At 58.3% G+C, this 23639-nt stretch carries 25 protein-coding genes and 1 riboswitch; of the genes, 11 read left to right on the forward strand and 14 right to left on the reverse strand.

Annotation, left to right across the window (positions count from 1 at the left end):
* The first annotated feature begins 214 nt into the window (after nt 1-214).
* Together ACQY4M_RS00005 and ACQY4M_RS00010 are read left to right on the forward strand one after the other, a co-directional pair.
* Nucleotides 215-1441, forward strand: a complete 1227-nt coding sequence (locus ACQY4M_RS00005) for an IS256 family transposase (RefSeq protein WP_428539582.1) — start codon at nt 215-217, stop codon at nt 1439-1441.
* A 27-nt stretch (nt 1442-1468) separates the two neighbouring features.
* Complete coding sequence (locus ACQY4M_RS00010; protein WP_428539215.1) at nt 1469-1696, forward strand: leucine-rich repeat domain-containing protein; 228 nt, start codon at nt 1469-1471, stop codon at nt 1694-1696.
* A 57-nt stretch (nt 1697-1753) separates the two neighbouring features.
* Here the strand turns inward: ACQY4M_RS00010 and ACQY4M_RS00015 are convergent, their stop codons facing one another.
* From ACQY4M_RS00015 to ACQY4M_RS00045, 7 genes are all read right to left on the reverse strand, one after another.
* Nucleotides 1754-2815: a YeeE/YedE family protein gene (locus ACQY4M_RS00015; RefSeq protein WP_428539218.1), complete on the reverse strand. Its 1062-nt coding sequence runs from the start codon at nt 2813-2815 to the stop codon at nt 1754-1756.
* 146 nt (nt 2816-2961) lie between these two features.
* The gene (locus ACQY4M_RS00020; protein WP_428539221.1) at nt 2962-4005 is read right to left on the reverse strand and encodes an IS5 family transposase; all 1044 of its coding nucleotides are present in this window, start codon (nt 4003-4005) and stop codon (nt 2962-2964) included.
* 4 nt (nt 4006-4009) lie between these two features.
* The gene (locus ACQY4M_RS00025) at nt 4010-4171 is read right to left on the reverse strand and encodes a hypothetical protein (RefSeq protein ID WP_428539224.1); all 162 of its coding nucleotides are present in this window, start codon (nt 4169-4171) and stop codon (nt 4010-4012) included.
* 65 nt (nt 4172-4236) lie between these two features.
* A complete protein-coding gene (locus tag ACQY4M_RS00030) occupies nt 4237-5280 on the reverse strand; it encodes an IS5 family transposase (RefSeq protein ID WP_428539227.1) in 1044 nt (347 codons plus the stop codon).
* Between the two features lie 270 nt (nt 5281-5550).
* A complete protein-coding gene (locus ACQY4M_RS00035) occupies nt 5551-6801 on the reverse strand; it encodes an IS256 family transposase (protein WP_428539230.1) in 1251 nt (416 codons plus the stop codon).
* A 127-nt stretch (nt 6802-6928) separates the two neighbouring features.
* Nucleotides 6929-8815 (reverse strand): ABC transporter ATP-binding protein, encoded by a 1887-nt coding sequence (locus tag ACQY4M_RS00040; protein WP_428539233.1) that lies wholly within the window; start codon nt 8813-8815, stop codon nt 6929-6931.
* Nucleotides 8816-8895: 80 nt separating this feature from the next.
* Nucleotides 8896-9312 carry a peptidoglycan-binding domain-containing protein gene (locus tag ACQY4M_RS00045; RefSeq protein ID WP_428539236.1) on the reverse strand — a complete coding sequence of 139 codons (417 nt, stop codon included), beginning with the start codon at nt 9310-9312 and terminating at the stop codon, nt 8896-8898.
* 157 nt (nt 9313-9469) lie between these two features.
* On the opposite strand from ACQY4M_RS00045, the gene ACQY4M_RS00050 reads away from it, so the two are divergent.
* Both ACQY4M_RS00050 and ACQY4M_RS00055 read left to right on the forward strand, forming a co-directional pair.
* Nucleotides 9470-9793, forward strand: coding sequence for a 2Fe-2S iron-sulfur cluster-binding protein (locus ACQY4M_RS00050; RefSeq protein ID WP_428539239.1), 324 nt, complete (start codon nt 9470-9472; stop codon nt 9791-9793).
* Between the two features lie 134 nt (nt 9794-9927).
* Nucleotides 9928-10527: an FG-GAP repeat domain-containing protein gene (locus ACQY4M_RS00055; protein ID WP_428539242.1), complete on the forward strand. Its 600-nt coding sequence runs from the start codon at nt 9928-9930 to the stop codon at nt 10525-10527.
* A 237-nt stretch (nt 10528-10764) separates the two neighbouring features.
* Here ACQY4M_RS00055 and ACQY4M_RS00060 read toward each other — a convergent pair.
* From ACQY4M_RS00060 to purD, 3 genes are all read right to left on the reverse strand, one after another.
* Nucleotides 10765-11897, reverse strand: a protein-coding gene (locus tag ACQY4M_RS00060) for an IS3 family transposase (RefSeq protein ID WP_428539245.1) whose coding sequence is annotated in 2 segments (ribosomal slippage) — nt 10765-11645 and nt 11645-11897 — 1134 coding nt in all. Because the reading frame shifts where the segments join, the coding sequence is not laid out codon by codon here.
* A complete protein-coding gene (locus tag ACQY4M_RS00065) occupies nt 11845-12528 on the reverse strand; it encodes a hypothetical protein (RefSeq protein ID WP_428539248.1) in 684 nt (227 codons plus the stop codon). Before ACQY4M_RS00065 ends, ACQY4M_RS00060 begins: the two co-directional genes overlap by 53 nt.
* Before the next feature lie 34 nt (nt 12529-12562).
* The gene (gene purD, locus ACQY4M_RS00070; protein WP_428539251.1) at nt 12563-13825 is read right to left on the reverse strand and encodes a phosphoribosylamine--glycine ligase; all 1263 of its coding nucleotides are present in this window, start codon (nt 13823-13825) and stop codon (nt 12563-12565) included.
* 70 nt (nt 13826-13895) lie between these two features.
* Here purD and xseA point away from each other — a divergent pair, with 70 nt between their 5' ends.
* Nucleotides 13896-15380 carry an exodeoxyribonuclease VII large subunit gene (gene xseA, locus ACQY4M_RS00075; RefSeq protein ID WP_428539254.1) on the forward strand — a complete coding sequence of 495 codons (1485 nt, stop codon included), beginning with the start codon at nt 13896-13898 and terminating at the stop codon, nt 15378-15380.
* A 4-nt stretch (nt 15381-15384) separates the two neighbouring features.
* On the opposite strand, the gene ACQY4M_RS00080 is transcribed toward xseA, so the two are convergent.
* The gene (locus tag ACQY4M_RS00080; RefSeq protein ID WP_428539257.1) at nt 15385-16080 is read right to left on the reverse strand and encodes a metal-dependent hydrolase; all 696 of its coding nucleotides are present in this window, start codon (nt 16078-16080) and stop codon (nt 15385-15387) included.
* A gap of 61 nt (nt 16081-16141) precedes the next feature.
* On the reverse strand, nt 16142-16543 hold the full coding sequence (locus tag ACQY4M_RS00085; RefSeq protein WP_428539585.1) for a hypothetical protein: 402 nt from the start codon (nt 16541-16543) through the stop codon (nt 16142-16144).
* 109 nt (nt 16544-16652) lie between these two features.
* Between ACQY4M_RS00085 and ACQY4M_RS00090 the strand changes: the two genes are divergently transcribed.
* Nucleotides 16653-17075, forward strand: a complete 423-nt coding sequence (locus ACQY4M_RS00090) for a lysoplasmalogenase family protein (RefSeq protein WP_428539260.1) — start codon at nt 16653-16655, stop codon at nt 17073-17075.
* A gap of 63 nt (nt 17076-17138) precedes the next feature.
* On the opposite strand, the gene ACQY4M_RS00095 is transcribed toward ACQY4M_RS00090, so the two are convergent.
* The gene (locus tag ACQY4M_RS00095; RefSeq protein WP_428539263.1) at nt 17139-18182 is read right to left on the reverse strand and encodes an IS5 family transposase; all 1044 of its coding nucleotides are present in this window, start codon (nt 18180-18182) and stop codon (nt 17139-17141) included.
* Nucleotides 18183-18205: 23 nt separating this feature from the next.
* Between ACQY4M_RS00095 and ACQY4M_RS00100 the strand changes: the two genes are divergently transcribed.
* From ACQY4M_RS00100 to ACQY4M_RS00120, 5 genes are all read left to right on the forward strand, one after another.
* The gene (locus ACQY4M_RS00100; RefSeq protein WP_428539588.1) at nt 18206-18574 is read left to right on the forward strand and encodes a lysoplasmalogenase family protein; all 369 of its coding nucleotides are present in this window, start codon (nt 18206-18208) and stop codon (nt 18572-18574) included.
* Between the two features lie 72 nt (nt 18575-18646).
* A complete protein-coding gene (ftsY, locus tag ACQY4M_RS00105) occupies nt 18647-20107 on the forward strand; it encodes a signal recognition particle-docking protein FtsY (RefSeq protein WP_428539266.1) in 1461 nt (486 codons plus the stop codon).
* Between the two features lie 36 nt (nt 20108-20143).
* Complete coding sequence (locus ACQY4M_RS00110; RefSeq protein ID WP_428539269.1) at nt 20144-21091, forward strand: hypothetical protein; 948 nt, start codon at nt 20144-20146, stop codon at nt 21089-21091.
* Nucleotides 21092-21116: 25 nt separating this feature from the next.
* A complete protein-coding gene (locus tag ACQY4M_RS00115) occupies nt 21117-22022 on the forward strand; it encodes a DMT family transporter (RefSeq protein WP_428539271.1) in 906 nt (301 codons plus the stop codon).
* A 15-nt stretch (nt 22023-22037) separates the two neighbouring features.
* On the forward strand, nt 22038-22643 hold the full coding sequence (locus ACQY4M_RS00120; RefSeq protein ID WP_428539274.1) for an inner membrane-spanning protein YciB: 606 nt from the start codon (nt 22038-22040) through the stop codon (nt 22641-22643).
* Nucleotides 22644-22726: 83 nt separating this feature from the next.
* On the opposite strand, the gene ACQY4M_RS00125 is transcribed toward ACQY4M_RS00120, so the two are convergent.
* Complete coding sequence (locus ACQY4M_RS00125; protein WP_428539277.1) at nt 22727-23431, reverse strand: glutathione S-transferase N-terminal domain-containing protein; 705 nt, start codon at nt 23429-23431, stop codon at nt 22727-22729.
* Nucleotides 23432-23530: 99 nt separating this feature from the next.
* Nucleotides 23531-23608: riboswitch (SAM riboswitch) on the forward strand.
* The last annotated feature ends 31 nt before the right edge of the window (nt 23609-23639 follow it).

Below are 23639 nucleotides of genomic sequence, written 5' to 3' on the forward strand. Positions count from 1 at the left end.
AACAGGCCTGAATAATCTGAAACGGCTAAGCTTCTTAAGAGCGAGTGTCAGAGACTTATCACCGCTGTTGAAACTGACAGAGTTGGAGTTATTGTCTTTCTCCTACACGAAAGTCGGTAGTGTCGCGAGTTTGGTGGAAATTCGAGGACGGCGTAATCTCCGGGTGCATCGAAGCCACCCAACCGGCGGCTGGAACCGCCAAGGAGATCACGCCATGACAAAGAATACAGCAACATCGACATCCGCGCTACTGGCCAATGAAGCAGGCTATGACCCGATTGAAGACCGGCTGCGCCAGAACATCCGCGCGACGATCGAGGCGGTTTTCGAAGAGGAGCTGGAGCAGTTTCTGGGCCGTTGCCGGTATGGCCGCAGCGGCGGGGCAAAGGCCGGATACCGCCACGGGCATCGCGAGCGGCAACTGGTCGGAACATTTGGAACCGAAACGGTGCGCGTGCCGCGTGCGCGGATCACAGGCGAGGCCGGCAAGGCCAGAGAATGGCGCTCGAAGGCATTGCCCCGCTACCAGCGGCTGACGAAGAAGGCCGAGGCGCTGATCGCTGCTGTCTACCTTTCGGGCACCAACACACGGCGGGTAAAACGCGCCCTGTTCGGCCTGTTTCAGGGGGCGGTCAGCAAGGATGTGGTGAGCCGCGCCTGGCGCAAGGTGAAGGTGGACTGGCAGGCGTGGTGCGCCCGCAGCCTTGCGGATGAAGACATCGTGCGGCTGATCCTGGACGGCACCGTGATCAAAACGCGGATTGACAGGAAGGCCACCAATATCTCGGTTCTGGCCGCGATTGGCGTGCGCCGGGATGGGCAGAAGGTCTTGTTATCACTGATGAACATGGGCGGCGAAAGCACCTCCGCCTGGCGTCAGTTCATCAACGATCTGGATGCGCGCGGGTTGAAACGGCCCGAATTTGTCATCGTGGACGGGGCACCGGGACTTGAGGTCGCTCTCATTGCCCTCTGGGGTGAAGATCTGCCGATCCAGAGGTGCACGGTGCACAAGCACCGCAACCTTCTGGCCAAGGCACCCAAGCGTATGCATGATGAGTTGACAGAAGATTACCGCGACATGATCTACGCCAAAACACCCGAGGAAATCGCCACCCGCCGCAAGGCATTTCTGCGAAAATGGCGGCTGAAATGCAAGGCCGTCGCTGACAGCTTGGAAGAAGCAGGAGATAAGCTTTTCACCTTCACGCGTCTGCCACAAGGCCAGTGGAAATCGGCCAGAACGACAAATGCGATCGAACGCCTGAACGAGGAATTCCGCCGCCGCATCAAGACCCAGACCGTGCTGCCATGCGCCGAGACCGTGCCGATGCTGCTTTGGGCTCTGATGGCCTCGGGGCAGATCGTCATGCGAAAGGTCGATGGCTGGGAAACGCTCGCTCAGCCCGTCGCCGACGCAACCCTTGACCAAGCCGCCTGACCGGCGCATAACTCAACCCGCTCGGAGGTGCCTGAAATCAATTTCCACCACTTTCGAGACACAACCTTGCTTGGCCTGAATAATCTGAAATGGCTGGATATTCGCGGCACAAAGATCAGTGACCTATCGCCTTTGTCTGGTATGGATGAACTGCAAGAATTGAACCTTGATTACCTGCAAATCAGTGACCCGTCCCAGATAGCCGTTTTGAAATCGCAGGGGGTGAAGGTTAACCAGTTTGTGAGTGAACACTAACAAGTTGGCCAACAGTAAGTTTGGATGTGATCAGGGACTTGCTTTAGTGTGCTTTGATCAGGCAGGCACGGCAACCCGACGCTGGTCCAGCAGGTAATCGGTGGTCATCGCCCCGATCCACATGCAAAGCAACGCCAGCCATGCGGTGCCGGCCATGATGGATGTGCCCGTCACGCCGTTGCCAATCGCACAGCCCCCCGCCAGCATCCCGCCAAAGCCCATCAGCACCGCGCCAAACATCGAGCGGCGCATGTTGGCCTCGTTCTCGAACCCCTGAAACTTGAAATCCCGCGCGATTACGGACGCCATGAACGAGCCAAGAAACACACCGGGCACCAGCCCGATATCGAATTTCAGGATGGATGTGCTGTCCAGCGCGAACATCAAAGTATTGGCCGAGGGGCCGGTAAAGGTGGCGCTGGTGACGGTGATCGGATCAAAGCTGATTTCCGAGAGCGAGAAGGTCAGCAGATAGCCAACCGCAACCGCGAACCCGACGCCCGAGGCGAATACCAGCCGCATGGTGCTCATTTGATTGCGCCACGCCTGATAGATGGCGTAACCGGACAGCACGATGCCCAAGGCAAATCCGCCCCAGTCGGGCAGGTGAAATTCGGCCAGCAGGTCCATGTTCTGCCCGCCCGATGTGGTCCAGAGTGCGGCCAGCCAGTTGCGCAGGAGGGCCAGCCAGCTGTGCAGGCTCATCTGGGCAACCACGGCAAAAATCAGACCCGAAACGACGCTGCGCAGGTTGCCTGTGGCCGCCAGCACCAGCAACCGGCCCGAACAGCCGCGCGACAAAACCATGCCAACGCCAAAGATCAAGCCACCAATGATGGCACCTGACCATGATCCGGGCACGGCCATGATCCGCGCCTCTTCCACCCGCATCCAGCCCAGCAAATCCGCGCCCTGCACCCAGAACAGGGCGGTGGAAAATGTCAGCAGCCAGACGGTAACACTTGGCCCGATCTGGCCGCGGGCAAATTCGATGGTGGCAGCACGCAGACAAAACCGCGAGCGCTGACCGGCGATGCCGAAAATCACGCCGGTGATCAGGCCGAACAGGGCGGCTGTGGGGTTTTCGCCCAGCCATTCAACAAGGGGCAGAATGTCCATTATGTCCTCGGGGTCGCTGCGTTATCGGCTACATATTCTAATTAAGACCTCTGCATGAGGCCATGGCTTTCGGTTGAAGCAAGATTTCGGCCGCCCACCTTGCGCCCCTGCGGGTCCGGCGGACAGACGGGTGGCGGGGTTTGGGGCTATGCGATTGCGGGGGTTTGCGGGTTGAGGGTGATCCTGTTTGCGGCCTTGAGCAGGTTTTGCGCGATGGCGGCCATGACCATCTGGGCATGCACCCTGGCGCGCCCGAAATATCTCGCCCGCTGCAGGCCGAAGAGGCGTTTCATCGTGCCGAAAGTCTGCTCGATGCGGAAGCGGCGTTTCGAAATCAGCCGGTTGAAGCGTTTCTCCGATTGCCGCAGGGGGCGGCCGCGCGCTGCCTTGCGCAGGATGCCGTCGCGGTATTTGCCGCGCAGCATCTGGCGGTTGGCCTTGCTCGCATAGGCCTTGTCGGCCAGCACCCGCTGCGCCTTTGCGCCCGCGATCATGGTGGCGAATTCGGGGCTTTCGGCGGCATTGGCGGGCGTGGTGTGCACCTTGTCGATAAAGCCCTCTTCGTCGCAGCGGGCAAAGCCCTTGTAGCCGAGCGTGCTCTTGCGGCCCTTCTTGACCCAGCGGGCATCAGGGTCGGCGCTGAAATGCAGCTGTGCCCCGTCGGGTGAGACCTCGGGCGGATCATCCGGCGTCCCTTCCCTTGCCCCGTCCTCTGCCCGGTCCTGCGGGGCGTCGATATGGGTGCGCGGGCGCGCCGCCGCCGCGATCAGGGTCGCATCAATGATCGCCGCCTCAGCCTCTTTCAGCTTCAGCCCATGCGCCTCGATCTGGCGGCAGACCTCGGCCAGCAGCTCATCGTAAACGCCACCCCGGACCAGCGCATTGCGGAACCGGCAGTGGGTCGTCTCATCCGGCACCGACGCGTGCAGATCGAGCCCGCAGAACAGCATGAAATCCAGCCGCACCTTCAAGGCCCGCTCCAGCTTCGGGTCGCTCAGCCCGTGCCACTGGCCAACCAGAAGACACTTGAACAGAACCAGCGGATCATAGCCCTGAGGCCCGATCCCCGAGCGCCCCAGACCGCGCCGCAGGATCGGCAAAAACGAGTTCCAATCCATCAGCGCGTCGATCTTCGACAGAACGTCATCCGCGCCGATCCGTGCCGCCGCTTCGTGCAGGAAAAGGTCCATCTATTCACCCCAGAGATTTCCCGGCTAGCTTACCAAAACGGCCAACCCGGGGGAATCCCGATGTTATGCAGAGGTCTTTAGGGAACCTCTGTAAATTCCCGTTTTCGCCTTCTTCGCGGCGGGGTGGACGGTTTTTCGCCTGTCCCGCCTGATTGCTTCGGATCATAAACCCATTTTCACCGGTTTCAAGCCGGTTTTGGGTATTTCAGGCACACCTCACCCCATGAACCCTTATCCCGGCGCCGCCAGGCCGCATTCGAACTGGACGAAGCGCTTCATGTTGTAGACCAGGTTCATCATCCCGATGCGAAATCGCGCCCGCTTCAGGCCGATGGAGCGGATCAGCTTGCCGCCCATGGAGCGCTCCTGAAAAGCGAATACATGCTCGACCCGGACCCGCACTTTCGAGCGCCTCCGGTTGGCCTTTTGCTGGCGCTCGCCAAGCGGCTTGCCGCGCCTGCCCTTGTGATGGATATGGCTGTGAAGCCCCCGCTCTTCCAGCTCGCTTTCGATCTTTTGCGAGCGATAGGCGCTGTCGGCCCACAGGTCCGATGAGGTGTTGCTCGCATCAATCAGACCGGCAAGCGCCTGGCTGTCATGCACGGCGGCATCGGTGACATCATAAGCGCGGATGAATTTGTGCCGCCGGTCGACATTGATGTGGTTCTTGTAGCCGTAATAGCTCTTGCCGTGCTTCTTCGTCCAGCGCGCATCCACGTCCTTCTGGCGCTTCTTGTGGGGTTTTTCCTCCCACTCTTCAGGCGTTTCGCCCGCCTTGATTTTCTCGTTCTCGTCCCTTTTGTTGTGCTGGCGCGGCGCCGGAACGATGCTCGCATCAACAATCTGCCCGCCCATCGCCAGATAGCCCTTTTCGCGCAGAAAGGCATCGAACTTGTCAAACAGCTCCTTCATCTTCCCGGCCCCGGCCAGCCTTTCACGGTAGGCCCAGATGGTCTTGGCGTCAGGTACGCTGTCTTCAATGCCAAGGCCGAGAAACCGCATGAACGACAGGCGGTCGCGGATCTGATACTCGATCTGATCGTCAGAGAGGTTGTAGAGCTGCTGCAAAACCATCGTCTTGAATATCAGCACCTCATCCCAAGGCGGGCGGCCAGCGTTGGATTTGCGCTGTTCGGGCGGCGTGCGCCATATGGCCTTCAGCTCGTCCCGGTAATCCTCGAACGGCACCATGTCGTTGAGCAACACCAGCGGATCACCAGATTTGTCCAGTCCCGCGTATCGGCTGGAAAGATCAAAAAATCCCATCTGACCCATGACAAAACCCCGTCGGTCGAATCATTTTCATCCTGATGACGATTCTACCCCGTCAGGCCGGATTTTGGGGGATTTTTAGAGGTTCCCTTTAGGTAAAAGTCCGCTTTCATAGAATAATATTTGCAGGTTTCTCAATAAGAACTGATCCCGCTCGGACAAAATTAATGCGGGATCTACTAGCAGTTCAGATATCAGATCATAAAAGTCTTGGAAACTTTTCCAAACAACATTGTCGCTTGGAGCTATGCCCAAAAGTTGGTGACGCAGTAATCAGGCGGCATGTTTTTCCTGCTTGATCCCGTCCTTAAATTCAACCCCTTCGATGATTTCCGGCAATCGGAATGCGCCGTCGAGTTTACGCCATTTCTTCTTTGCCGACATCATCAGGCGGAAGGTCATTGCCAAGGCGGTCTTGCGCCCGAGGCAGCCTTTGGTCTTCTTCGTTCGGTGCCGCACGGTGGCAAATATGCTTTCGATGGGGTTGGATGTGCGGATGTGTTTCCAGTGCTCGGCAGGGAAGTCGTAGAAGGTCAGCAGCACGTCCCGGTCCTTGGTCAGCTTCCCCACGGCACGCTCGTATTTCACGCCATAGGCTTCGATGAAGAAATTGAACGCGGCCTCGGCGTCCCGTTTGTTCTCGGCCATCCAGATGTCCTGTAGATGGCCCTTGGCTTTGGCTTGCAGCGACTTCGGCATGGCATTCAGGACGTTGCCGGTTTTATGCACCCAGCAGCGCTGCTCCCGGGTCTCACCGAACACCTCCCGCAAGGCGTTCCAGAAGCCGAGCGCGCCATCACCAACGGCCAGATCAGGGGCTTTTCTGAGGCCACGACGTTGCAAGTCCAGCAGCAGTTCACGCCAGCTCTGGCTGCTTTCTCGATACCCGTCCACGAGGCCCAGAACATCCTTGTTACCCCACTCGTCCGCGCCGATGATCACCAGCATGCATTGCTTGTCAGCATCCGTGCGCGGCTTGAAATAAACCCCGTCGGCCCAGAAATACACATAGCGTTTGGCCGACAGGTCACGCCGGTTCCAACGCTCGTATTCTGCCCACCACTCCGCCTTCAGGCGCGAAATCGTGCTCGATGTCAAACCACCCGCATCAGGCCCCAGAAGGGCCGCCAGTGCTTCGCCGAAATCACCCGTGGAAATACCTTTGAGATAGAGCCAGGGCAACAACTCCTCGACCGACTTTGCCCGGCGCAGATACGGCGGCAGAAGCGTCGAGGTGAACCTGATCTTCTCCGCCCCCGTGCCACGATCACGCACCCGAGGCACATTCACCGGGACAGGGCCGATCCCCGTCATCACCTCGCGCTCCGGCAGGTATCCGTGGCGAACAAGGCGCTGGCGACCGGCCGAATCCCTCAAATGCGCGTGTTGCGCCATCAGATCACAAACCTCGGCCTCGACCGCCTGTGCCAACAGATCCCGCGCGCCTTTGCGCAAGATATCCGTCAGCGGATCAGGTGAAATTCCGGCTGGATCGGTAAACTCCAAAATAGTATCGTCTTCCATGTGGCATATCCTTTTCTCTCTGAGAATCGCGGCGCGTCAACACCGCCATGATATGCCACCCAATCACCCCATCACCAACTTTCGGGCATTACTCTTTGGGGGCACCAGTTATCCACTATTTCCCCCTCTACCGCCCGAACAACCGCCGTGCAAACCTTGAAAACAGCCCGTTCTTCTCGCCGCCACTCACTGCCACTCCGCCCGCGTTGCCCGCTGGTCCCTCGGGCGGGTCGAGCGGGTTGGCGCCGCCGATGGGGGCGTTTTCCTTGAATTGCAGGCGGTGCAGTTCGGCGTAGATGCCGCCGCCGGCCAGCAGTTCTTCGTGGGTGCCTTGATCGACCACGCGGCCCTTTTCCATCACGATAATTTTGTCGGCAGACTGGATGGTGGAAAGGCGATGCGCAATCACCAGTGTGGTGCGCCCCTTGGACAGGCGTTCCAGCGCCTGTTGCACCACCGCTTCGGACTGGGCGTCAAGGGCCGAGGTGGCCTCGTCCAGCAGCAGGATCGGGGTGTTGCGCAGGATGGCGCGGGCAATGGCGACGCGCTGGCGCTGGCCGCCCGACAGGTTGGAGCCGCGCGGACCGGCGGGGGTATCAAGACCCTGTGACAGTTTATCGAGGAAGTCGGTGACGTGGGCGGCATCAAGCGCGTCTTTTAGCTGCATGTCCGTCACATCGGTGCGGCCCAGCAGGATGTTTTCCCGGATGGTTTCGTCAAATAGCAGGGCGTCCTGCGTGACCAAGGAAAACATGCCGCGCAGATCGGTCAGGGACAATTCGTTGATCGGGGTGCCGCCGACGGTTGTTTTGCCCGATTGCGGTTCGACCAGACGGGTCAGCACGTTGAAGATGGTGCTTTTGCCCGCCCCCGATGCGCCGACAAGGGCGGTGGTTTTGCCCGCTTCAGCGGTCAGGGTGGTGGCGTTCAGAACCGGCGTGTCGTCATAGGCAAAGGTGACGTTCTGCATCACCAGTTCGGTATCTTTTACCGGTTTGGCCGGGGTGGCGGGGGATGTGATGGTCGGTTCGGTATCAAACAGCCGGTACAGCCGTTCCAGACTGGCGGCGGCGACCTGCCAGATGCCGGAAATGCTGCCCAACCGGCGCATCGGCTGAAAGGCCAGCGCCATGGCCGAGAAAAAGCTCATGAACTGGCCGATGGTTTTTTCGCCGTCGATGATGTCTTGCCCGCCGACGATCATCACACCGAAAAAGCCAAGGCCGGTGATGATGTCGATCAGGGACGGGATCATGGCGCGGCTGGCAGCGGTTTTGACTTCGGCGGAAACGATCATGTCGATGATCGAGGAGAAACGGTTGGCCTGATATTCCTCGAGCAGGTTCAGTTTGATCGGGTTGATACCGTGGAACACCTCGTCCAGACGGGTCGAGCGCAGAGAGGCCTGCTGGCGCATGTGGCTGGTTTTGCGGCGGATGTATTTTTGCAGGATATAGACCGGCACCACTAGCAAAGGCGCACCGATCACCGCCACCAGCGTCCAGACCCAGTCGATCGACAGGGCCAGACCCAGCAGCGAGATCAGCGAAATCGCATCGCGCCCCGCGCCGGATATGATCACGCCCCAGACCTGTTGCACGGCCAAGGTATCACCCTGCACCCGCTCCATCAGCGCGCCGGGCGGGTTTTTCTGGAAGAACACCGAATCCAGCCGCATCAGGTGGCGCAACAGATCTACCTGCATCATGGTCGAAGTTTTTTGCGCGATACGGGTCATGATGGTTTTCTGCGCCAGCTGGGTGATGGCGCGTACCACAAACAGCCCGAAGATGATGCCGCCAACCCACCAGACAGCGTGTTTGTTACCTGCCGCAAATACATTGTCGAACATCGGTTGCAGCATATAGGACAGGATGGCCAGCGTGCTGCCCTCGATCACCATCAGCACCATGGCCAGCGCCATCCACCATTTGTGGTATTTCAGGTAGCCATTCCAAAGGCGCCGCATCAGGGTGCGCGAGGAATAGGGATCATTTGCGGGGGTTTTTGTCACGGTTGCCTTGTCCTGTGGGGCAGTTGTTCACTGTGCTTAACTTGCGCGGCGCGCCGGTGCAAGCGTTGGGCGCGTCGGGGTTATGTGTTGTCAGGGCGGGGATAGGCGATCAGCCCCAGTTGTCGTGCCGCATCCAGCGCCAGTATATCGCTGTCCAGCCCGTGGGCGGCCTGATACATCCGGATGGCCTTGCGGGTGCCTGTGCCCAAGGTGCCGTCAATTTCCCCGTCATACAGGCCACGCGCCTTTAGTGCCCGTTGCAGCATGGCGATGAAATTGGTGTCCAGCGCATCGGGGCAGGGGGTTTCAAACCAGATATCGCCATCGTTCTGTGGGGCAGTCTGGCCGGTCCAGCAGGTGTCGGGATCCGCGTTTACCGGTTCGGCTTTGTGCAGGGTTATCGTTTCGGTCGGGGCACTGGTGCCCACCCCTGTTGCGGTCTGGCAGGCCGTCAGAAACAGGGCGCTGGCCGCCATAAGTGCAGTGATACGGATCATGCCTGTTTCCTATTCCCGTTGTGGCAACTGGTCGCGATACTAGCCGCTTGGCCATTGCCGCGAAAGCGGTTTTGACTTGGCTCTGGTAAAACGGCTTGGCAGGGTTTATCTGGCAAGGTTAGAAAATGCACGAAAGCTTTGATACAAGGGAAGCAACATGGCGAAGATTACATTTGTTGAACACAACGGCACCGAGCACGTTGTAGAGGTGGCCGCAGGCCTGACCGTGATGGAGGCCGCGCGGGACAACAACGTGCCTGGGATCGAGGCCGATTGCGGCGGCGCCTGCGCCTGTTCCACATGCCACGTCTATCTGCACCCCGACTGGGTGGAAAAAGTGCCCGCCAAGGACGCGATGGAAGAGGACATGCTGGATTTTGCCTATCAACCCGACGAGGTGCGTTCGCGTCTGACCTGCCAGATCAAGGTAACCGATGATCTGGACGGGTTGATCGTGCAACTGCCTGAAAAGCAGATCTGATCATGTGGCGGGGCGCCGTTCTTGCGATAGTCTTTGCTTTTCCGGTGATGGCAGATGTGGTTTCAGCGAAATTCACGGACCCGACATCACGGTATACCCACGGCATCCTCGGAGACGAGATTGAATATGGCGCGATGCTTGTCCGTTATGAAGGGGTAAGTGGCCGTTCGCTATCAAAAGATGCAGTTCTGCGGCGTGGGGCGGTTACCATCCGCCTGCCGCTGGACCATGTGTTCGAAGATATCGCCCCACGTCTGGTTGATGTAGACGGCGATGGCGACCGCGAGATCATCGTTGTAGAAACCGATGTTGCCAAAGGGGCGCAACTGGCCATTTATGATGAAACAGGCAAGATTGCGGAAACCCCGCATATCGGCCATACCCACCGCTGGCTGGCCCCGATCGGGGCGGCTGATCTGGATGGCGACGGCAATATCGAGATCGCCTATATCGACCGCCCACATCTGGCACGGCTGTTGAAAATCTGGCGTTACAAGGATGGCAAACTGACCCTTGTGGCCGAACAGGGCGGGCTGACCAATCACCAGATCGGACAGACCTATATTTCCGGCGGTATCCGCGATTGCGGTGCGGGGCCGCAGATGATCACCGCCAATGCGGACTGGAGCCAGATCATCGCCTCGGTGTTTGACGGCAAGGAAATCCGCAGCGCCGCGATCGGGCCGCACAAGGGGCAGAATTCGTTTAGGCGGGCGATGGATTGCCGGATGTAAGGGGAGGTCTAACCTAAACCTTCAAAGGTGGCTTGAAACTATATTGAAAGAGGTGCAGGGAGCCTTTCTTAATCTTCACCCCTTTTCTCCATCCGTAGTCTTTGGTCAAAAACTCGTAGTTCGGCTCATAATCCCGATATAGGTCATTCGTAACCGCAAATGATTTGGGCAAATGTGAGAGGTGGTCCCACTTTTTTGACCAGTCAGCAGCCAGTTTAAGATGGATCAGGGTTTCATTTAGGCTGCCAAACTCATTGGTTTTGTTTTTCTGTCATAGGCTTCATCCGGGGTCAATATTCCGTGGGTGGAATGCGGGCGCTCGGTGTTGTAGTAAGCCAACCATTTCCCGATCCCGGCGCGGGTCTGCGAACCCGTTTCAAATGCGTTGAGGTAAATGCATTCGTATTTCAAGGATCGCCAAAGCCGCTCGATCATCCGGTTATCGACCCAGCGACCTTTGCCATCCATCGAGATTTTCACGTCGGCTTCTTTCAGCGCCTGCGTCCATTCAAACCCGGTGAACTGGCTGCCCTGGTCGCTGTTCATGATATCGGGCTTGCCGTATTTGGCCATAGCCTCTTTCAGGGCTTCAACGCAAAAATCTGCCTCCATGCTGTTTGACAATCTCCAGCTCAAAACCTTGCGGCTGTGCCAGTCCATGATCGCGACCAAATAGAGGAACCCGCGCTGCATCGGAATGTAGGTGATATCTACGCACCACACATGGTTTGGACGATCAATCGTCAGGTCTCGCAGCAGATACGGGTAGATCTTATGCTGCGGATGTTTCTTGCTCGTGTTGGGCGTCTGGTAGATCGGAACCAACCGCATCAGCCGCATCAAACGGCGGACCCTGTGGCGACCACACTTGTAACCTTGGCGCTGCATGTGCCGGGCCATTTGCCGTGATCCATACCACGGCGTCTGCAAGAATTGCTTGTCGATTATTGTCATGAACCGCAAATTTTCAGCACTTTCGCCTTTTGGCTGGTAATACAGGTTCGAGCGCGCCAGAGAAAGTAGCCCGCATTGTCGTCGCACACTCAGATCATGCTCACGGCTCACCATTTTTTGCCTCGCTTCCCGAGCAACTGTTGCGAGGCGTTGGCTAAAAAATCCCGTTCCACGACCAGCTGACCAATCTTGGAGTGCAGCTTCTCAATCTGGGCTTCATCAACCCGATCAGGATCACGGCCCCGTCTGGAAAATGCCGTGGCCATGTTTTCAATCGCTGCTCGTTTCCATGTGCCAATCTGGGTTGGATGCACACCATACTTCTTCGACAGCTCCGCCATCGTCATTTCCTCGCGGATTGCTTCAAGCGCAACGCGGGCTTTGAATTCGGGAGAATGGTTCTTTCGTTTCGTCATTTTGAATCGTCTTTCTCATAAGTCGATCCACCTTAACAACTGGTCCGAATTTCCGCGACCACCTCTGTGACAGGGTTTCGACGATAAACAAGTCGGCCTGAAGTTTACTGGGGACAACGTAAATTTCATTTGCTTCAAGACCGAACAGTCTTTGCAGGATAGCAGGCGAGAACCGTTCACGACGGTTCTGAAATTCGTTATTATCCCGCAATGTGAAGTATATATTTGCATCGAAGAAACAAATGATCCTGTAACCGTCTGCCCTTAACCGCTGAATCAGGGCTTTCAGGGGTTTAGCCCCAACTCCATGCTCTAGCCCTAAGTGGTATATGTTGCTGCCATCAAATAGTGCGGTTTTGTTTGCCAGTTTCAGGGATTTCATAAACCCGTTCCAGTCGGAATGGATCAGGAAATGCTCTTTTTGGTCTATCGTTAAAAAGAGCTTGGCAAGAAATATGGCAGATATTACGGACGCAATTGCGCATGTAACGATGTTTTGCTCGCCCCACCATAAAGCGACCCCAACGAGTCCTGATATCAGGAAAATCATGATTAATTCTGACACGCGTATTGCGCGTTTGCTGGGTAATTTATCACCCAACGTGATAGGTTCATCGGTTTTTTTCGGCAATCGTTAACCTCGTCTATTCCACACAACCAATCATTTACAACGCCCGCCAGCCAATATCGCGCCGGCAAAACCCTTGCGGCCAGTCAATCATATCCACCATCGCATAAGCCTGCGCCTGCGCCTCGGCCAATGTCGCGCCGCGTGCTGTGGCGGCCAGCACCCGTCCGCCAGTGGCCACGATCTGCCCGTCCTTTTCAGCGGTCCCCGCGTGGAACAGCATATGCGTGCTGTCTTCGGGCAGATCCTCTAGCCCGCCAATCACGCTGCCTTTTTCATAAGCACCGGGATAGCCATTTGCCGCCAGCACCACCGTCAGCGCGTGGTCATCGGCCCAGTTCACCTGTGCCTGATCCAGCCGCCCCTCGGTGGCGGCCTGCAACAGGTCAAACGCCTGCGCGCCCAGCCGCATCATCAGCACCTGACATTCCGGATCGCCAAAGCGCACGTTGTATTCCACCAGTCGCGGCTGGCCGTCCTTGATCATCAAGCCAACGAACAGCACCCCCTGAAACGGCATTCCGCGCCGTGCCATTTCAGCCATTGTCGGGGTGACGATTTCATCCATGGTTTTGGCGATCACCGCATCCGTCATCACGGGGGCGGGGGAGTAGGCGCCCATGCCGCCGGTGTTCGGCCCTTTGTCGCCCTCATAGGCGCGCTTGTGGTCTTGGGCCGTGCCGATGGGCAACAGGTTTTCGCCGTCGCACAGCACAAAGAATGACGCTTCCTCGCCCTCCATGAATTCCTCGATCACCACTTCCGCGCCCGCTGTGCCGAATTCACCGCCGAACATGTCGTCAATGGTGGCAAGCGCCGTTTCCACGTCCATCGCCATGATCACGCCCTTGCCAGCGGCCAGACCATCGGCCTTGACCACAATCGGCGCGCCTTGCTCTCGGACATAATCCTTGGCGGTCTCGGCATCGGTGAAATGGCCATAGGCGGCGGTGGGGGCGCCCACGGCAGCGCAGATTTCCTTGGTGAAGGCTTTGGAGGCTTCCAGTTTGGCCGCTGCCTGACTGGGCCCGAAACACAGGATGCCCGCATCGCGCAAACGGTCGGCCACGCCAACGGCCAAGGGGGCCTCGGGTCCGATGATCACGAAATCCACTGCGTTGCCGGTGGCAAATTCCACCACCGCGCCGCCGTCCATAATGTCGATATCGGCGCATTCCGCGATCTGACTGATGCCCGCATTGCCCGGCGCCACAATCAGCCGGTCGCATTTGGGGTTCTGTTTCACCGCCCATGCCAGCGCATGTTCGCGCCCGCCGCTTCCCAGAATAAGGATATTCATATCGTCCCCCGCTTGGCCTTTGCTTGTCCGCGTTCTAAGGTGGGTCCGACCATATGACAAGCGAGCAGATATGTCCGACCTGATTGATGAGCCATCCGAGGGCGAAAACACCCCCGAATTTACTGTCACCGAGATTTCCGGCGCGGTGAAGCGCACGATCGAGGGCACCTTTGGCCATGTGCGGGTGAAGGGCGAAATCGGGCGGGTGTCGCGGCCGCGGTCGGGGCATGTCTATCTGGACCTGAAGGATGACCGCAACGTGCTGTCCGGCGTGATCTGGAAAGGCGTTGCCACGCGGCTGGCAGTGCAGCCCGAGGAAGGCATGGAGGTGGTCGCCACCGGTAAGCTGACCACATTCGGTGGGCAATCGAAATACCAGATGGTGATCGAAGATATCGCCCCCGCCGGTATGGGCGCGCTGATGGCGATGCTGGAAAAACGCAAGGCGGCATTGGCCGCCGAAGGGTTGTTTGCGACCGAGCGTAAACGCGAGTTGCCCTATCTGCCCGAGGTGATCGGGGTGATTACATCGCCATCCGGTGCCGTAATCCGCGATATTCTGCACCGGCTGCGTGACCGGTTCCCGCGCAAGGTGCTGATCTGGCCGGTGGCGGTGCAGGGCAAGCAATGCGCCCCCGAAGTGACCCGCGCGATTGAAGGGTTCAATGCAATGACGCCGGGCGGGGCGCTGCCGCGTCCTGATCTGCTGATTGTGGCGCGCGGGGGCGGGTCGATCGAGGATCTGTGGGGCTTTAACGAAGAAATCGTTGCCCGCGCGGCGGCGGCGTCCGACATTCCGCTGATTTCGGCGGTGGGGCATGAAACCGACACCACGTTGATTGATTACGTTTCAGACCAGCGCGCGCCGACACCGACAGCGGCTGCCGAATTGGCGGTGCCGGTGCGTAGCGAATTGCTGGCCTGGGTCGAGGAACAGGGCGCCCGCCTGACCCGTGCAGCCACGGTGGCGGTGGATATGCGCAAACAGCGCCTGCGGGATCTGTCGCGGGCCTTGCCCAAACCCGAGAGCCTGCTGGACACCCCGCGCCAAAGGCTGGACCGCGCCACCGAACGCCTGCCCGCCGCCCTGACCCGCGCCGCACAGGTGAAACGCCTGCGGTTAAGCGAAGTCAGCGGCAGCCTGCGCCCCGCGACGCTGATACGGCGGGTGGACGAGGCCAGATCCAGACTGGCCGACCGCGCGGGCCGTTTGAGCAGTGACCTGCTGACCCGTGATATCAGGCGCAAAAGGGATGCGTTTGAACAAATTTCGGCCCGTTTGTCACGCGTGGCGATGGGGCAGCTTGATGGTTGGTCCAGCCGGTTGCAAGCCCTTGAGCGTATCCGCCAGACGCTGGGCTATAGGGAAACCCTGAACCGTGGCTATGCCGTGGTGCGTGGCGACGGGGACGTGGTGACAACTGCCAAGGCCGCGAAAAAGGCGGCTTCGCTCGAGATCGAATTTGCCGACGGGCGCTATGCCGTCGGGGCGGGGGCCGCGCCGCGCAAAGCCAAGCCCAGAGAAACCCCGCCGGATCAGGGCAGCCTGTTTTAACCCGTTACAGGCGGATCGGCTCCAGCACTTCCGGCTCGATCACATCCACATCCGGCAAGGCGGCCTTTAGCTCATCCGCGGATTGCGCCAGCAGCGGGAAGGTGCGGTAATGGCAGGGGATCACGGTTTTGAAATCAAAGTATTTCTGCGCTGCATAACCCGCCCGCCGCATGTCCATGGTGAAATAGCCACCCGCCGCCAGAATGCCGATATCGGGTTTGTGCAGATCATTGATCAGTTCCATATCGGCCATCACATCGGTGTCGCCGGAAAAATACACCACATGGTCGGGCGTGGTGATCACATAACCGGATTCATGCCCGCCATAGATCGGCCCGTCCTCTCCGTTGCCAAGGGACGAGGAATGGGTGGCATTGACCATCGTTACCTGGGCCGTTCCCAGATCGACCGTTCCGCCTTTGTTAAAGCCGACCACCTCGACCTCTTCTTTTTCGCCCCACCATGTCATCAGATCGTAGATGCCATGCACGGGGATGGACAGTTCGCGGGCAATTGCGATGGTGTCGCCGGTATGGTCGCCATGCCCGTGGGTGACAAGGATATGTGTGGCCCCTGCAATCGCTTCGGCGCGGCGGTCTTCGGGGAACAGGGGGTTGCCAGTTAGCCAGGGGTCGATCAACAGCACCAGATCGCCGGTTTCAATGCGAAAGCCCGAATGGCCCAGCCAGATGATATTCATAGGGTGTTCCTCCTGATATTGCGGTTTTTACGATGTGGAATTGGGCAGATCAAAGACCGGCTCAAACCCCGACATCGGGGCCCAGACAGACCATCGGCTCGTCTGTCTTTTCCACCTGAAACAGCGTAGTCTGGGTCGGGTCGTTTTCAAACTGTGCCATCAGCCCGTCCCCTTGTTCGTAAACCGACCAGCACTGCGGATCGGGGTTGTCCTCGTAGACGAAACAGATCATCTGGCCGTCCTCGTACCATTCGCCATCTTTGCAATCCCCGTCCAGAAACGACCAGCGCACACGGCGGTTGGGTAGGTATTCTTCCGCCCCGTAACGGTCATCATCATAGCGGAAAAACAGGGTCTTGCCCTGGGAGTAAGCCTCGAATTCGTCGCCGGTCATCGGGGTTTGGGCGGCCAACGGGGTGGCAAGCAGGGTGAGCAGGATCACGAATAACAAATGCGTTTTCATAACGGCAGTGTGCCACATCCCGTCCCTGTGGCCAATGGCAAAAGGCAATGGCCATCCCCGCCCGATCTGCGCTAGGGTCTGGCCAGGCACAATAACCGCAGGTCTGCATATGCTTCTTCCCGCCGCCCTTTTCGCCCTTGGTGTTGCCACGGCCGTTTTTTACCTGCCGCGCACCGGCAGCCGCATCCGCTGGTCGCGCAGTATCCGCAAAACCCTGCCGGTGGCTCTGTTCGCGCTGGCTGCGTATTATCAGGGCGCGCCTGCGTTGCTGGTTGCCGGTCTGGCGTTCAGCGCGCTGGGCGATCTGGCCCTGTCGCGGCCCGGTGAAAAGGCGTTTATGGCTGGAATGGTCGCGTTTGCCAGCGCGCATATCGCCTATATCGCGTTGATGGCCTCGCTGGGCAGTGGCCTGCAACTGGCGCAATGGCCGCTGATCCTGCTTATGGGAACCTCTGTAAATTCCCGTTTTCGCCTTCTTCGCGGCGGGGTGGACGGTTTTTCGCCTGTCCCGCCTGATTGCTTCGGATCATAAACCCATTTTCACCGGTTTCAAGCCGGTTTTGGGTATTTCAGGCACACCTCACCCCATGAACCCTTATCCCGGCGCCGCCAGGCCGCATTCGAACTGGACGAAGCGCTTCATGTTGTAGACCAGGTTCATCATCCCGATGCGAAATCGCGCCCGCTTCAGGCCGATGGAGCGGATCAGCTTGCCGCCCATGGAGCGCTCCTGAAAAGCGAATACATGCTCGACCCGGACCCGCACTTTCGAGCGCCTCCGGTTGGCCTTTTGCTGGCGCTCGCCAAGCGGCTTGCCGCGCCTGCCCTTGTGATGGATATGGCTGTGAAGCCCCCGCTCTTCCAGCTCGCTTTCGATCTTTTGCGAGCGATAGGCGCTGTCGGCCCACAGGTCCGATGAGGTGTTGCTCGCATCAATCAGACCGGCAAGCGCCTGGCTGTCATGCACGGCGGCATCGGTGACATCATAAGCGCGGATGAATTTGTGCCGCCGGTCGACATTGATGTGGTTCTTGTAGCCGTAATAGCTCTTGCCGTGCTTCTTCGTCCAGCGCGCATCCACGTCCTTCTGGCGCTTCTTGTGGGGTTTTTCCTCCCACTCTTCAGGCGTTTCGCCCGCCTTGATTTTCTCGTTCTCGTCCCTTTTGTTGTGCTGGCGCGGCGCCGGAACGATGCTCGCATCAACAATCTGCCCGCCCATCGCCAGATAGCCCTTTTCGCGCAGAAAGGCATCGAACTTGTCAAACAGCTCCTTCATCTTCCCGGCCCCGGCCAGCCTTTCACGGTAGGCCCAGATGGTCTTGGCGTCAGGTACGCTGTCTTCAATGCCAAGGCCGAGAAACCGCATGAACGACAGGCGGTCGCGGATCTGATACTCGATCTGATCGTCAGAGAGGTTGTAGAGCTGCTGCAAAACCATCGTCTTGAATATCAGCACCTCATCCCAAGGCGGGCGGCCAGCGTTGGATTTGCGCTGTTCGGGCGGCGTGCGCCATATGGCCTTCAGCTCGTCCCGGTAATCCTCGAACGGCACCATGTCGTTGAGCAACACCAGCGGATCACCAGATTTGTCCAGTCCCGCGTATCGGCTGGAAAGATCAAAAAATCCCATATGACCCATGACAAAACCCCGTCGGTCGAATCATTTTCATCCTGATGACGATTCTACCCCGTCAGGCCGGATTTTGGGGGATTTTTAGAGGTTCCCATATGGTTGCGCTAGGCCTTTCCACCGAATTCTGGCTGCGCCCGCACACCGGCGCGTTGAAAGGACCGGTGCGCGGCTATGTGGTGATTATCCTTGGTATGGGACTGATGGCGCTGGGCCTGCCCGTGGCGCGCAATGTCGCCCTGTGGGGGGCAATGCTGTTTGTGCTGACCGATCTGATCCTGTCGGTTGAAACCTTTGTGCTGGATCAGGATGATCCGCGCCGCAAATGGGCGGGCAAGGCCGTGTGGATCACCTATATTGCCGCCCAGATTGGCCTGTTTTGGGGGCTGGGAACGGTATAGTTTTAACGCTTGCCACTTCCATCCGCTGCGAAGGTGCAATAGTTGGGTAAGGAACACAAAGGGTCCGGCACGATGTCATTCTTTAAAAAGCTGAAAAACCGTCTTTTCAAATCCTCGTCCAAGCTGGAAAAAGGGCTGGATGAAATCGTCGAGGATGGTGGCGAAGAAGAACTGATCGAGGATGTGGTTGACGAAACCCCCGCGGTCGAGGAGACTCTTCCAGAGCCAGAGCCAGAGCCAGAGCCAGAGCCAGAGCCAGAGCCAGAGCCAGAGCCAGAGCCAGAGCCAGAGCCAGAGCCAGAGCCAGAGCCAGAGCCAGAGCCAGAGCCAGAGCCAGAGCCAGAGCCAGAGCCAGAGCCAGAGCCAGAGCCAGAGCCAGAGCCAGAGCCAGAGGTGCCGGCGGGCACTCCGACAGAGCCTGAGCCGGTTGTGGAGCCTGAACCTGTTGAAGAGGTCGCCGAGGCCGCGCCGGAAGTGGTGGAAGCTGTCGAGGAAACCATTGCCGAGGCGCTTGACGCGCCCGTGGTTGAGGAAGTTGTCTCACCCGAACCCGAACCCGAACCCGAACCCGAACCCGAAGTGCCAGCGGGCACCGCGGCCGAACCTATGGCAGAACCGCAGGAAGAAGCCAAAAAGCCGGGCCTGATCGGGCGTTTGTTGGGCCGCAAGGAAGGCAAACCCGCCAAGAAAACCGTTGTCAAACGGGTTCTGGACGATGACATGCTGGAGCGGATCGAGGAGCTGTTGATCACCGCCGATATGGGTGTTGATACCGCCTTGCGCGTCACCGCCAACATGGCCGAAGGGCGGTTTGGCAAAAAGCTGTCCACCGCCGAAATTAAACGCCTGTTGGCTACTGAAATCACCCGCATCATGGAACCGGTTGCCAAACCCCTGCCGCTATATGCCAAAAAACCGCAGGTGGTGCTGGTGGTCGGGGTCAATGGCTCGGGCAAGACCACGACCATCGGCAAGCTGGCCAGCCAGTTCAAGGCGGCGGGCAAAAACGTGGTGATCGCGGCGGGCGACACATTCCGCGCGGCCGCGGTGGAGCAATTGCAGGTCTGGGGCGAGCGCGCTGGCGTGCCGGTGTTGACCGCACCCGAAGGGTCTGATCCTGCCAGCCTTGCCTTTGATGCGATGACCAAGGCCGAAGCAGACGGGGCCGACCTGTTGATGATCGACACGGCAGGCCGTTTGCACAACCGCGCTGACCTGATGGAGGAGCTGTCCAAAATCGTCCGCGTGATCCGCAAAAAGGACGAAACTGCGCCGCACAACACATTGTTGGTGCTGGATGCGACCACAGGGCAGAACGCGGTGACACAGGTTGAAGTGTTTCAAAAGCTGGCTAATGTGTCCGGCCTTGTGATGACCAAACTGGATGGCACGGCCAAGGGCGGGGTGCTGGTCGCGCTGGCCGACCAATTCGGCCTGCCGATCCATGCGATCGGGGTGGGCGAACAGATCGACGATCTGGCGGCTTTTGATCCCGAAGAATTTGCCCATGCCCTGACAGGGCTGGAGGATTGATGTAGAGTGCTGTGGGGGGCCGGAAAGGGAGTTGTAATGAGGTATGCGCATTTCAAGATGAGAAATCTGGCTTTGGCGGGGTTTTTCATACTTTCCACCACCGCAAGCGGATATGCACAAAGCATTCTGCGGATGGACAATGCAGGTTGCATCGGCGGGCTGGAAGATCTGGCGAAACTGGTCAAAGTCGAGATCACACCCGCCACATCCCCGCGCAAGGTGATCGGAAAATGTGATGCCCAATCAGTGGATGTTGTCGCCAAACAGTCCGGTGTTACGCTAACAATCGAGCGGATAACATGGAACCGGAACGGACTTGCGCCCCTAAGTGACGGGCTATTGCCGGGCCAGTTGCAACTGGAAATGCGCGGTGTGAAGGTGACAAATGCCCCGGCGAATGATCCGGCATGGGATTATTTGGTGAATTATGGCAAGTCCGGCCGTGCATTTGATGCGACACTGGATTTTGGTTTTCAGGCTGACAAGGGGGTGTTGGAACTGGCGGGGGCTTCTCTGGATTTCCACAATGGAAACTCTGCCAGATTATCGGCCAGACTGCGCGGGGTTGCTCCGGCCTTTCCCAAAAACCCAGAAATTGGCGTTTTCCCCCTGATAATCGATAATCTGACCATCGTGATCAACAGCCGTGACACCCGAAAGAACCCGCTGCTGGAGCTGGGGGTCACCATGTTGAAAGGGAAAATCCCGAATGGGGATATTGACGGGTTCAGATCCCTGGCAACGCTGTATATCGCGACTGAACTGTCAAAGGTGATGAGTGGGAACGACCTTGCATCTGTGAACAGGCTGGTTTCGGATTTACCCGACCCGAAAGGGGATTTGTTGCTTCATCTGACGGCGGCCAAAGGGTACCCGATATTGCGCTTTGGACTTTGGGCAACCGGTCAGAAACTGGCCCAAATGCTGGAGGGTGTTACTGTTGAAGCCGGCTATAGCCCCAATCTGTTTGACGCCGTGAACTGATGCCACAGGTTTCGGGTGCGAGCGGATGACCGACTGGTTCACCGCGCTGGAAGGCACGCCAGCGGGCCACCAGATTGCGCTGGCGCTGGCGTTGGGATCGGCATTGTTGCATGCGATTTTCGGCGCTTTGCAAAAGGGCAACCATGATCCGTGGCTGTCACGCGGGGCGATTGACATATCCTATGGTCTGATCGCGGTGCCGTTTGTTTTGTTCGTGGTGCCCTGGCCTGAGCCGCATATGTGGATGATCTTTGCCATCACCTTTGTGATTCACTGTTTTTACAAATACATGCAGGCGATGGCCTATGAACGCGGGGCCTATACGGTGGTTTACCCCGTGGTGCGCGGCACCGGCCCGCTGTTTGCCATCATCGGCGCCTGGCTGCTGTTTGGCGAGCGTTTCAACGCGGTGCAATGGCTGGGTGTGGCGGTGCTTTTGGCGGGTATCTACGGGTTGGCGCTTTATAATCTGCGCCATCTGACCGTGGGGCGCGATACCCTTAGGATGGCGCTGGTACTGGCGGTGATAACCGGGCTGACGGTGTCGACCTATACCACCTATGACGCCTACGGCATCCGCGCCAGCACCGACCCTTTTACCTTTCTGGCGTGGTTTTTCATGATTGACGGGCTGTTCTTTATGCCCACCATTGCCGCCCTGCGCTATCGTGTGATGCAAAACCCGCCCACCTTGCGTCCACTGCTGTTGCGCGGGCTGATCGGTGGCATCATCGCCTACTTCAGCTTTGGCGGCATCATTCTGGCCACCCGTCTGGACAATGTCGGGCAGGCGGCGGTGCTGCGGGAAACCTCGACCGTGTTTGCCGCATTGATCGGCTGGTTGATGCTGAAAGAACGGGTCGGCCCGCGCCGCCTGATACTTATGGCATTGATTGCGCTGGGCGCTGTGATAGTTGAACTGGGTGGATAAAGCGAAAGGCCGCAAATGAGTAACGTGAAAAAAGTGAACCCCTTTGTCAAACTGGCGCTGGAGCTGGGGCCGATCGTGGTGTTTTTCATCGCCTATGGCAGGATGAAGGACCAGACGTTTGCCTATAACGGCACAGACTATAACGGCTTCATCGTGGTTACGGCGCTGTTCGTGCCGCTGTTGGCGCTCACAACGTTTATTTTGTACCGGCTAAGCGGCAAGATTTCGGTCATGCAGATTATGACGTTGCTGATTGTGGTGGTGTTCGGGGGGCTGTCGGTCTGGTTCAATGACGAACGCTTTTTTAAAATGAAACCGACGATGATTTACCTGTTGTTCGCGGGCATGCTGGGGTTTGGATTGATGCGCGGCCAAAGCTATCTGCAACTGGTGATGGACGAGGCGATGCCGCTGAAACACGAGGGCTGGATGATCCTGACCAAACGCATCACCCTGTTTTTTCTGGCGCTGGCTGTCACGAACGAAGTGGTCTGGCGCACGATGTCGACAGACGCCTGGGTGAATTTCAAGGTGTTCGGCCTGACGGCTGCGATGTTTGCATTTTTCATGACCCAAGGCAAGTTGATGCAGAAATACGCGGTCGAGGAAGACGAGGCTTAGCCCTTCTTCTTGCAATAAATACCTGCGCCGCAGGCAAGAGATTCTATGCCTCCGGCGGGGATATTTATGGAACGATAATAAGATCAGGGTTTGCGCCCGAACAACACATTCTGCGCCTTTTTGTCCGCCTGCAAATTGCCCCGTTTGTCCGACGCAACTGCCCGCCCTTTAATCACGCCATCCCGCGCGCCGACCGTTTCCAGCCAGCGGGCCATGTGGGGTTTGTCGTCCAACGTCTGTTCCTGCCCTTCCCACAGCGACGCCCAAGGCCAGATCGCCATATCGGCGATGGAGTAGAAATCTCCGGCGACATATTCGTTATTCGCCAGTTGACGGTCCAGCACACCATAAAGGCGGGCAGTTTCGTTGCGGTAGCGGTCTTTGGCATAGGGCAGGTCATTGGGTGGCTCCATCGACGGGGCGTATTTCAGGAAATGGTGTGCCTGACCCGCCATCGGACCAAGGCCGCCCATCTGCCACATCAGCCATTGATCCACCGCAACCCGCTCGCGCTCGGTCTTGCCGCAAAACTGCCCTGTCTTGCGGGCCAGATATTGCAGGATCGCACCTGACTCAAAGATCGGGATCGGCGCGCCATCCGGCCCGTCGGGGTCAACAATCGCCGGCATCCGGTTGTTCGGGGCGATTTTCAGGAAATCGGGTTCAAACTGTTCGCCCGCGCCGATGTTCACCAGATGCAGATTGTAAGGCAGGTCCATTTCCGCCAGCGCAATGGTGATTTTCCAGCCATTCGGGGTGGGCCAATAGTAAAGGTCAATCGGTTTCATGTTGTGCGTTCCTTTTTTTGCCATTCAGCACCGGATCGGACAAAAGGGCAAGGCGGGTGTTTCAACAATACTTGACCACGCGCCCTGCTGCCATTATCCAGACCCCATCGTGGCGATTTGTTACCGGATTGCGGGCCACGTTAAACATGCCGCTAAAGAGGGATAGGGCGATACCCCCGAAACCTTGGCTCCGGTTTTGGGGTTTTTT

It is taken from the genome of Profundibacter sp. (assembly GCF_965277155.1).
In the GTDB taxonomy this organism is placed as follows: Bacteria; Pseudomonadota; Alphaproteobacteria; order Rhodobacterales; family Rhodobacteraceae; genus Profundibacter.

What these genes read in the sequence shown, in the direction of transcription:
- ACQY4M_RS00005 (WP_428539582.1), top strand. Translation starts at nt 215, where the DNA reads ATGACAAAGAATACAGCAACATCGACATCCGCGCTACTGGCCAATGAA.
- ACQY4M_RS00015 (WP_428539218.1), bottom strand. Translation starts at nt 2,815, where the DNA reads ATGGACATTCTGCCCCTTGTTGAATGGCTGGGCGAAAACCCCACAGCC.
- ACQY4M_RS00020 (WP_428539221.1), bottom strand. Translation starts at nt 4,005, where the DNA reads ATGGACCTTTTCCTGCACGAAGCGGCGGCACGGATCGGCGCGGATGAC.
- ACQY4M_RS00025 (WP_428539224.1), bottom strand. Translation starts at nt 4,171, where the DNA reads ATGATCCGAAGCAATCAGGCGGGACAGGCGAAAAACCGTCCACCCCGC.
- ACQY4M_RS00030 (WP_428539227.1), bottom strand. Translation starts at nt 5,280, where the DNA reads ATGGGTCAGATGGGATTTTTTGATCTTTCCAGCCGATACGCGGGACTG.
- ACQY4M_RS00035 (WP_428539230.1), bottom strand. Translation starts at nt 6,801, where the DNA reads ATGGAAGACGATACTATTTTGGAGTTTACCGATCCAGCCGGAATTTCA.
- ACQY4M_RS00045 (WP_428539236.1), bottom strand. Translation starts at nt 9,312, where the DNA reads ATGATCCGTATCACTGCACTTATGGCGGCCAGCGCCCTGTTTCTGACG.
- ACQY4M_RS00050 (WP_428539239.1), top strand. Translation starts at nt 9,470, where the DNA reads ATGGCGAAGATTACATTTGTTGAACACAACGGCACCGAGCACGTTGTA.
- ACQY4M_RS00055 (WP_428539242.1), top strand. Translation starts at nt 9,928, where the DNA reads ATGCTTGTCCGTTATGAAGGGGTAAGTGGCCGTTCGCTATCAAAAGAT.
- purD (WP_428539251.1), bottom strand. Translation starts at nt 13,825, where the DNA reads ATGAATATCCTTATTCTGGGAAGCGGCGGGCGCGAACATGCGCTGGCA.
- xseA (WP_428539254.1), top strand. Translation starts at nt 13,896, where the DNA reads ATGTCCGACCTGATTGATGAGCCATCCGAGGGCGAAAACACCCCCGAA.
- ACQY4M_RS00080 (WP_428539257.1), bottom strand. Translation starts at nt 16,080, where the DNA reads ATGAATATCATCTGGCTGGGCCATTCGGGCTTTCGCATTGAAACCGGC.
- ACQY4M_RS00085 (WP_428539585.1), bottom strand. Translation starts at nt 16,543, where the DNA reads ATGAAAACGCATTTGTTATTCGTGATCCTGCTCACCCTGCTTGCCACC.
- ACQY4M_RS00090 (WP_428539260.1), top strand. Translation starts at nt 16,653, where the DNA reads ATGCTTCTTCCCGCCGCCCTTTTCGCCCTTGGTGTTGCCACGGCCGTT.
- ACQY4M_RS00095 (WP_428539263.1), bottom strand. Translation starts at nt 18,182, where the DNA reads ATGGGTCATATGGGATTTTTTGATCTTTCCAGCCGATACGCGGGACTG.
- ftsY (WP_428539266.1), top strand. Translation starts at nt 18,647, where the DNA reads ATGTCATTCTTTAAAAAGCTGAAAAACCGTCTTTTCAAATCCTCGTCC.
- ACQY4M_RS00110 (WP_428539269.1), top strand. Translation starts at nt 20,144, where the DNA reads ATGAGGTATGCGCATTTCAAGATGAGAAATCTGGCTTTGGCGGGGTTT.
- ACQY4M_RS00115 (WP_428539271.1), top strand. Translation starts at nt 21,117, where the DNA reads ATGACCGACTGGTTCACCGCGCTGGAAGGCACGCCAGCGGGCCACCAG.
- ACQY4M_RS00120 (WP_428539274.1), top strand. Translation starts at nt 22,038, where the DNA reads ATGAGTAACGTGAAAAAAGTGAACCCCTTTGTCAAACTGGCGCTGGAG.
- ACQY4M_RS00125 (WP_428539277.1), bottom strand. Translation starts at nt 23,431, where the DNA reads ATGAAACCGATTGACCTTTACTATTGGCCCACCCCGAATGGCTGGAAA.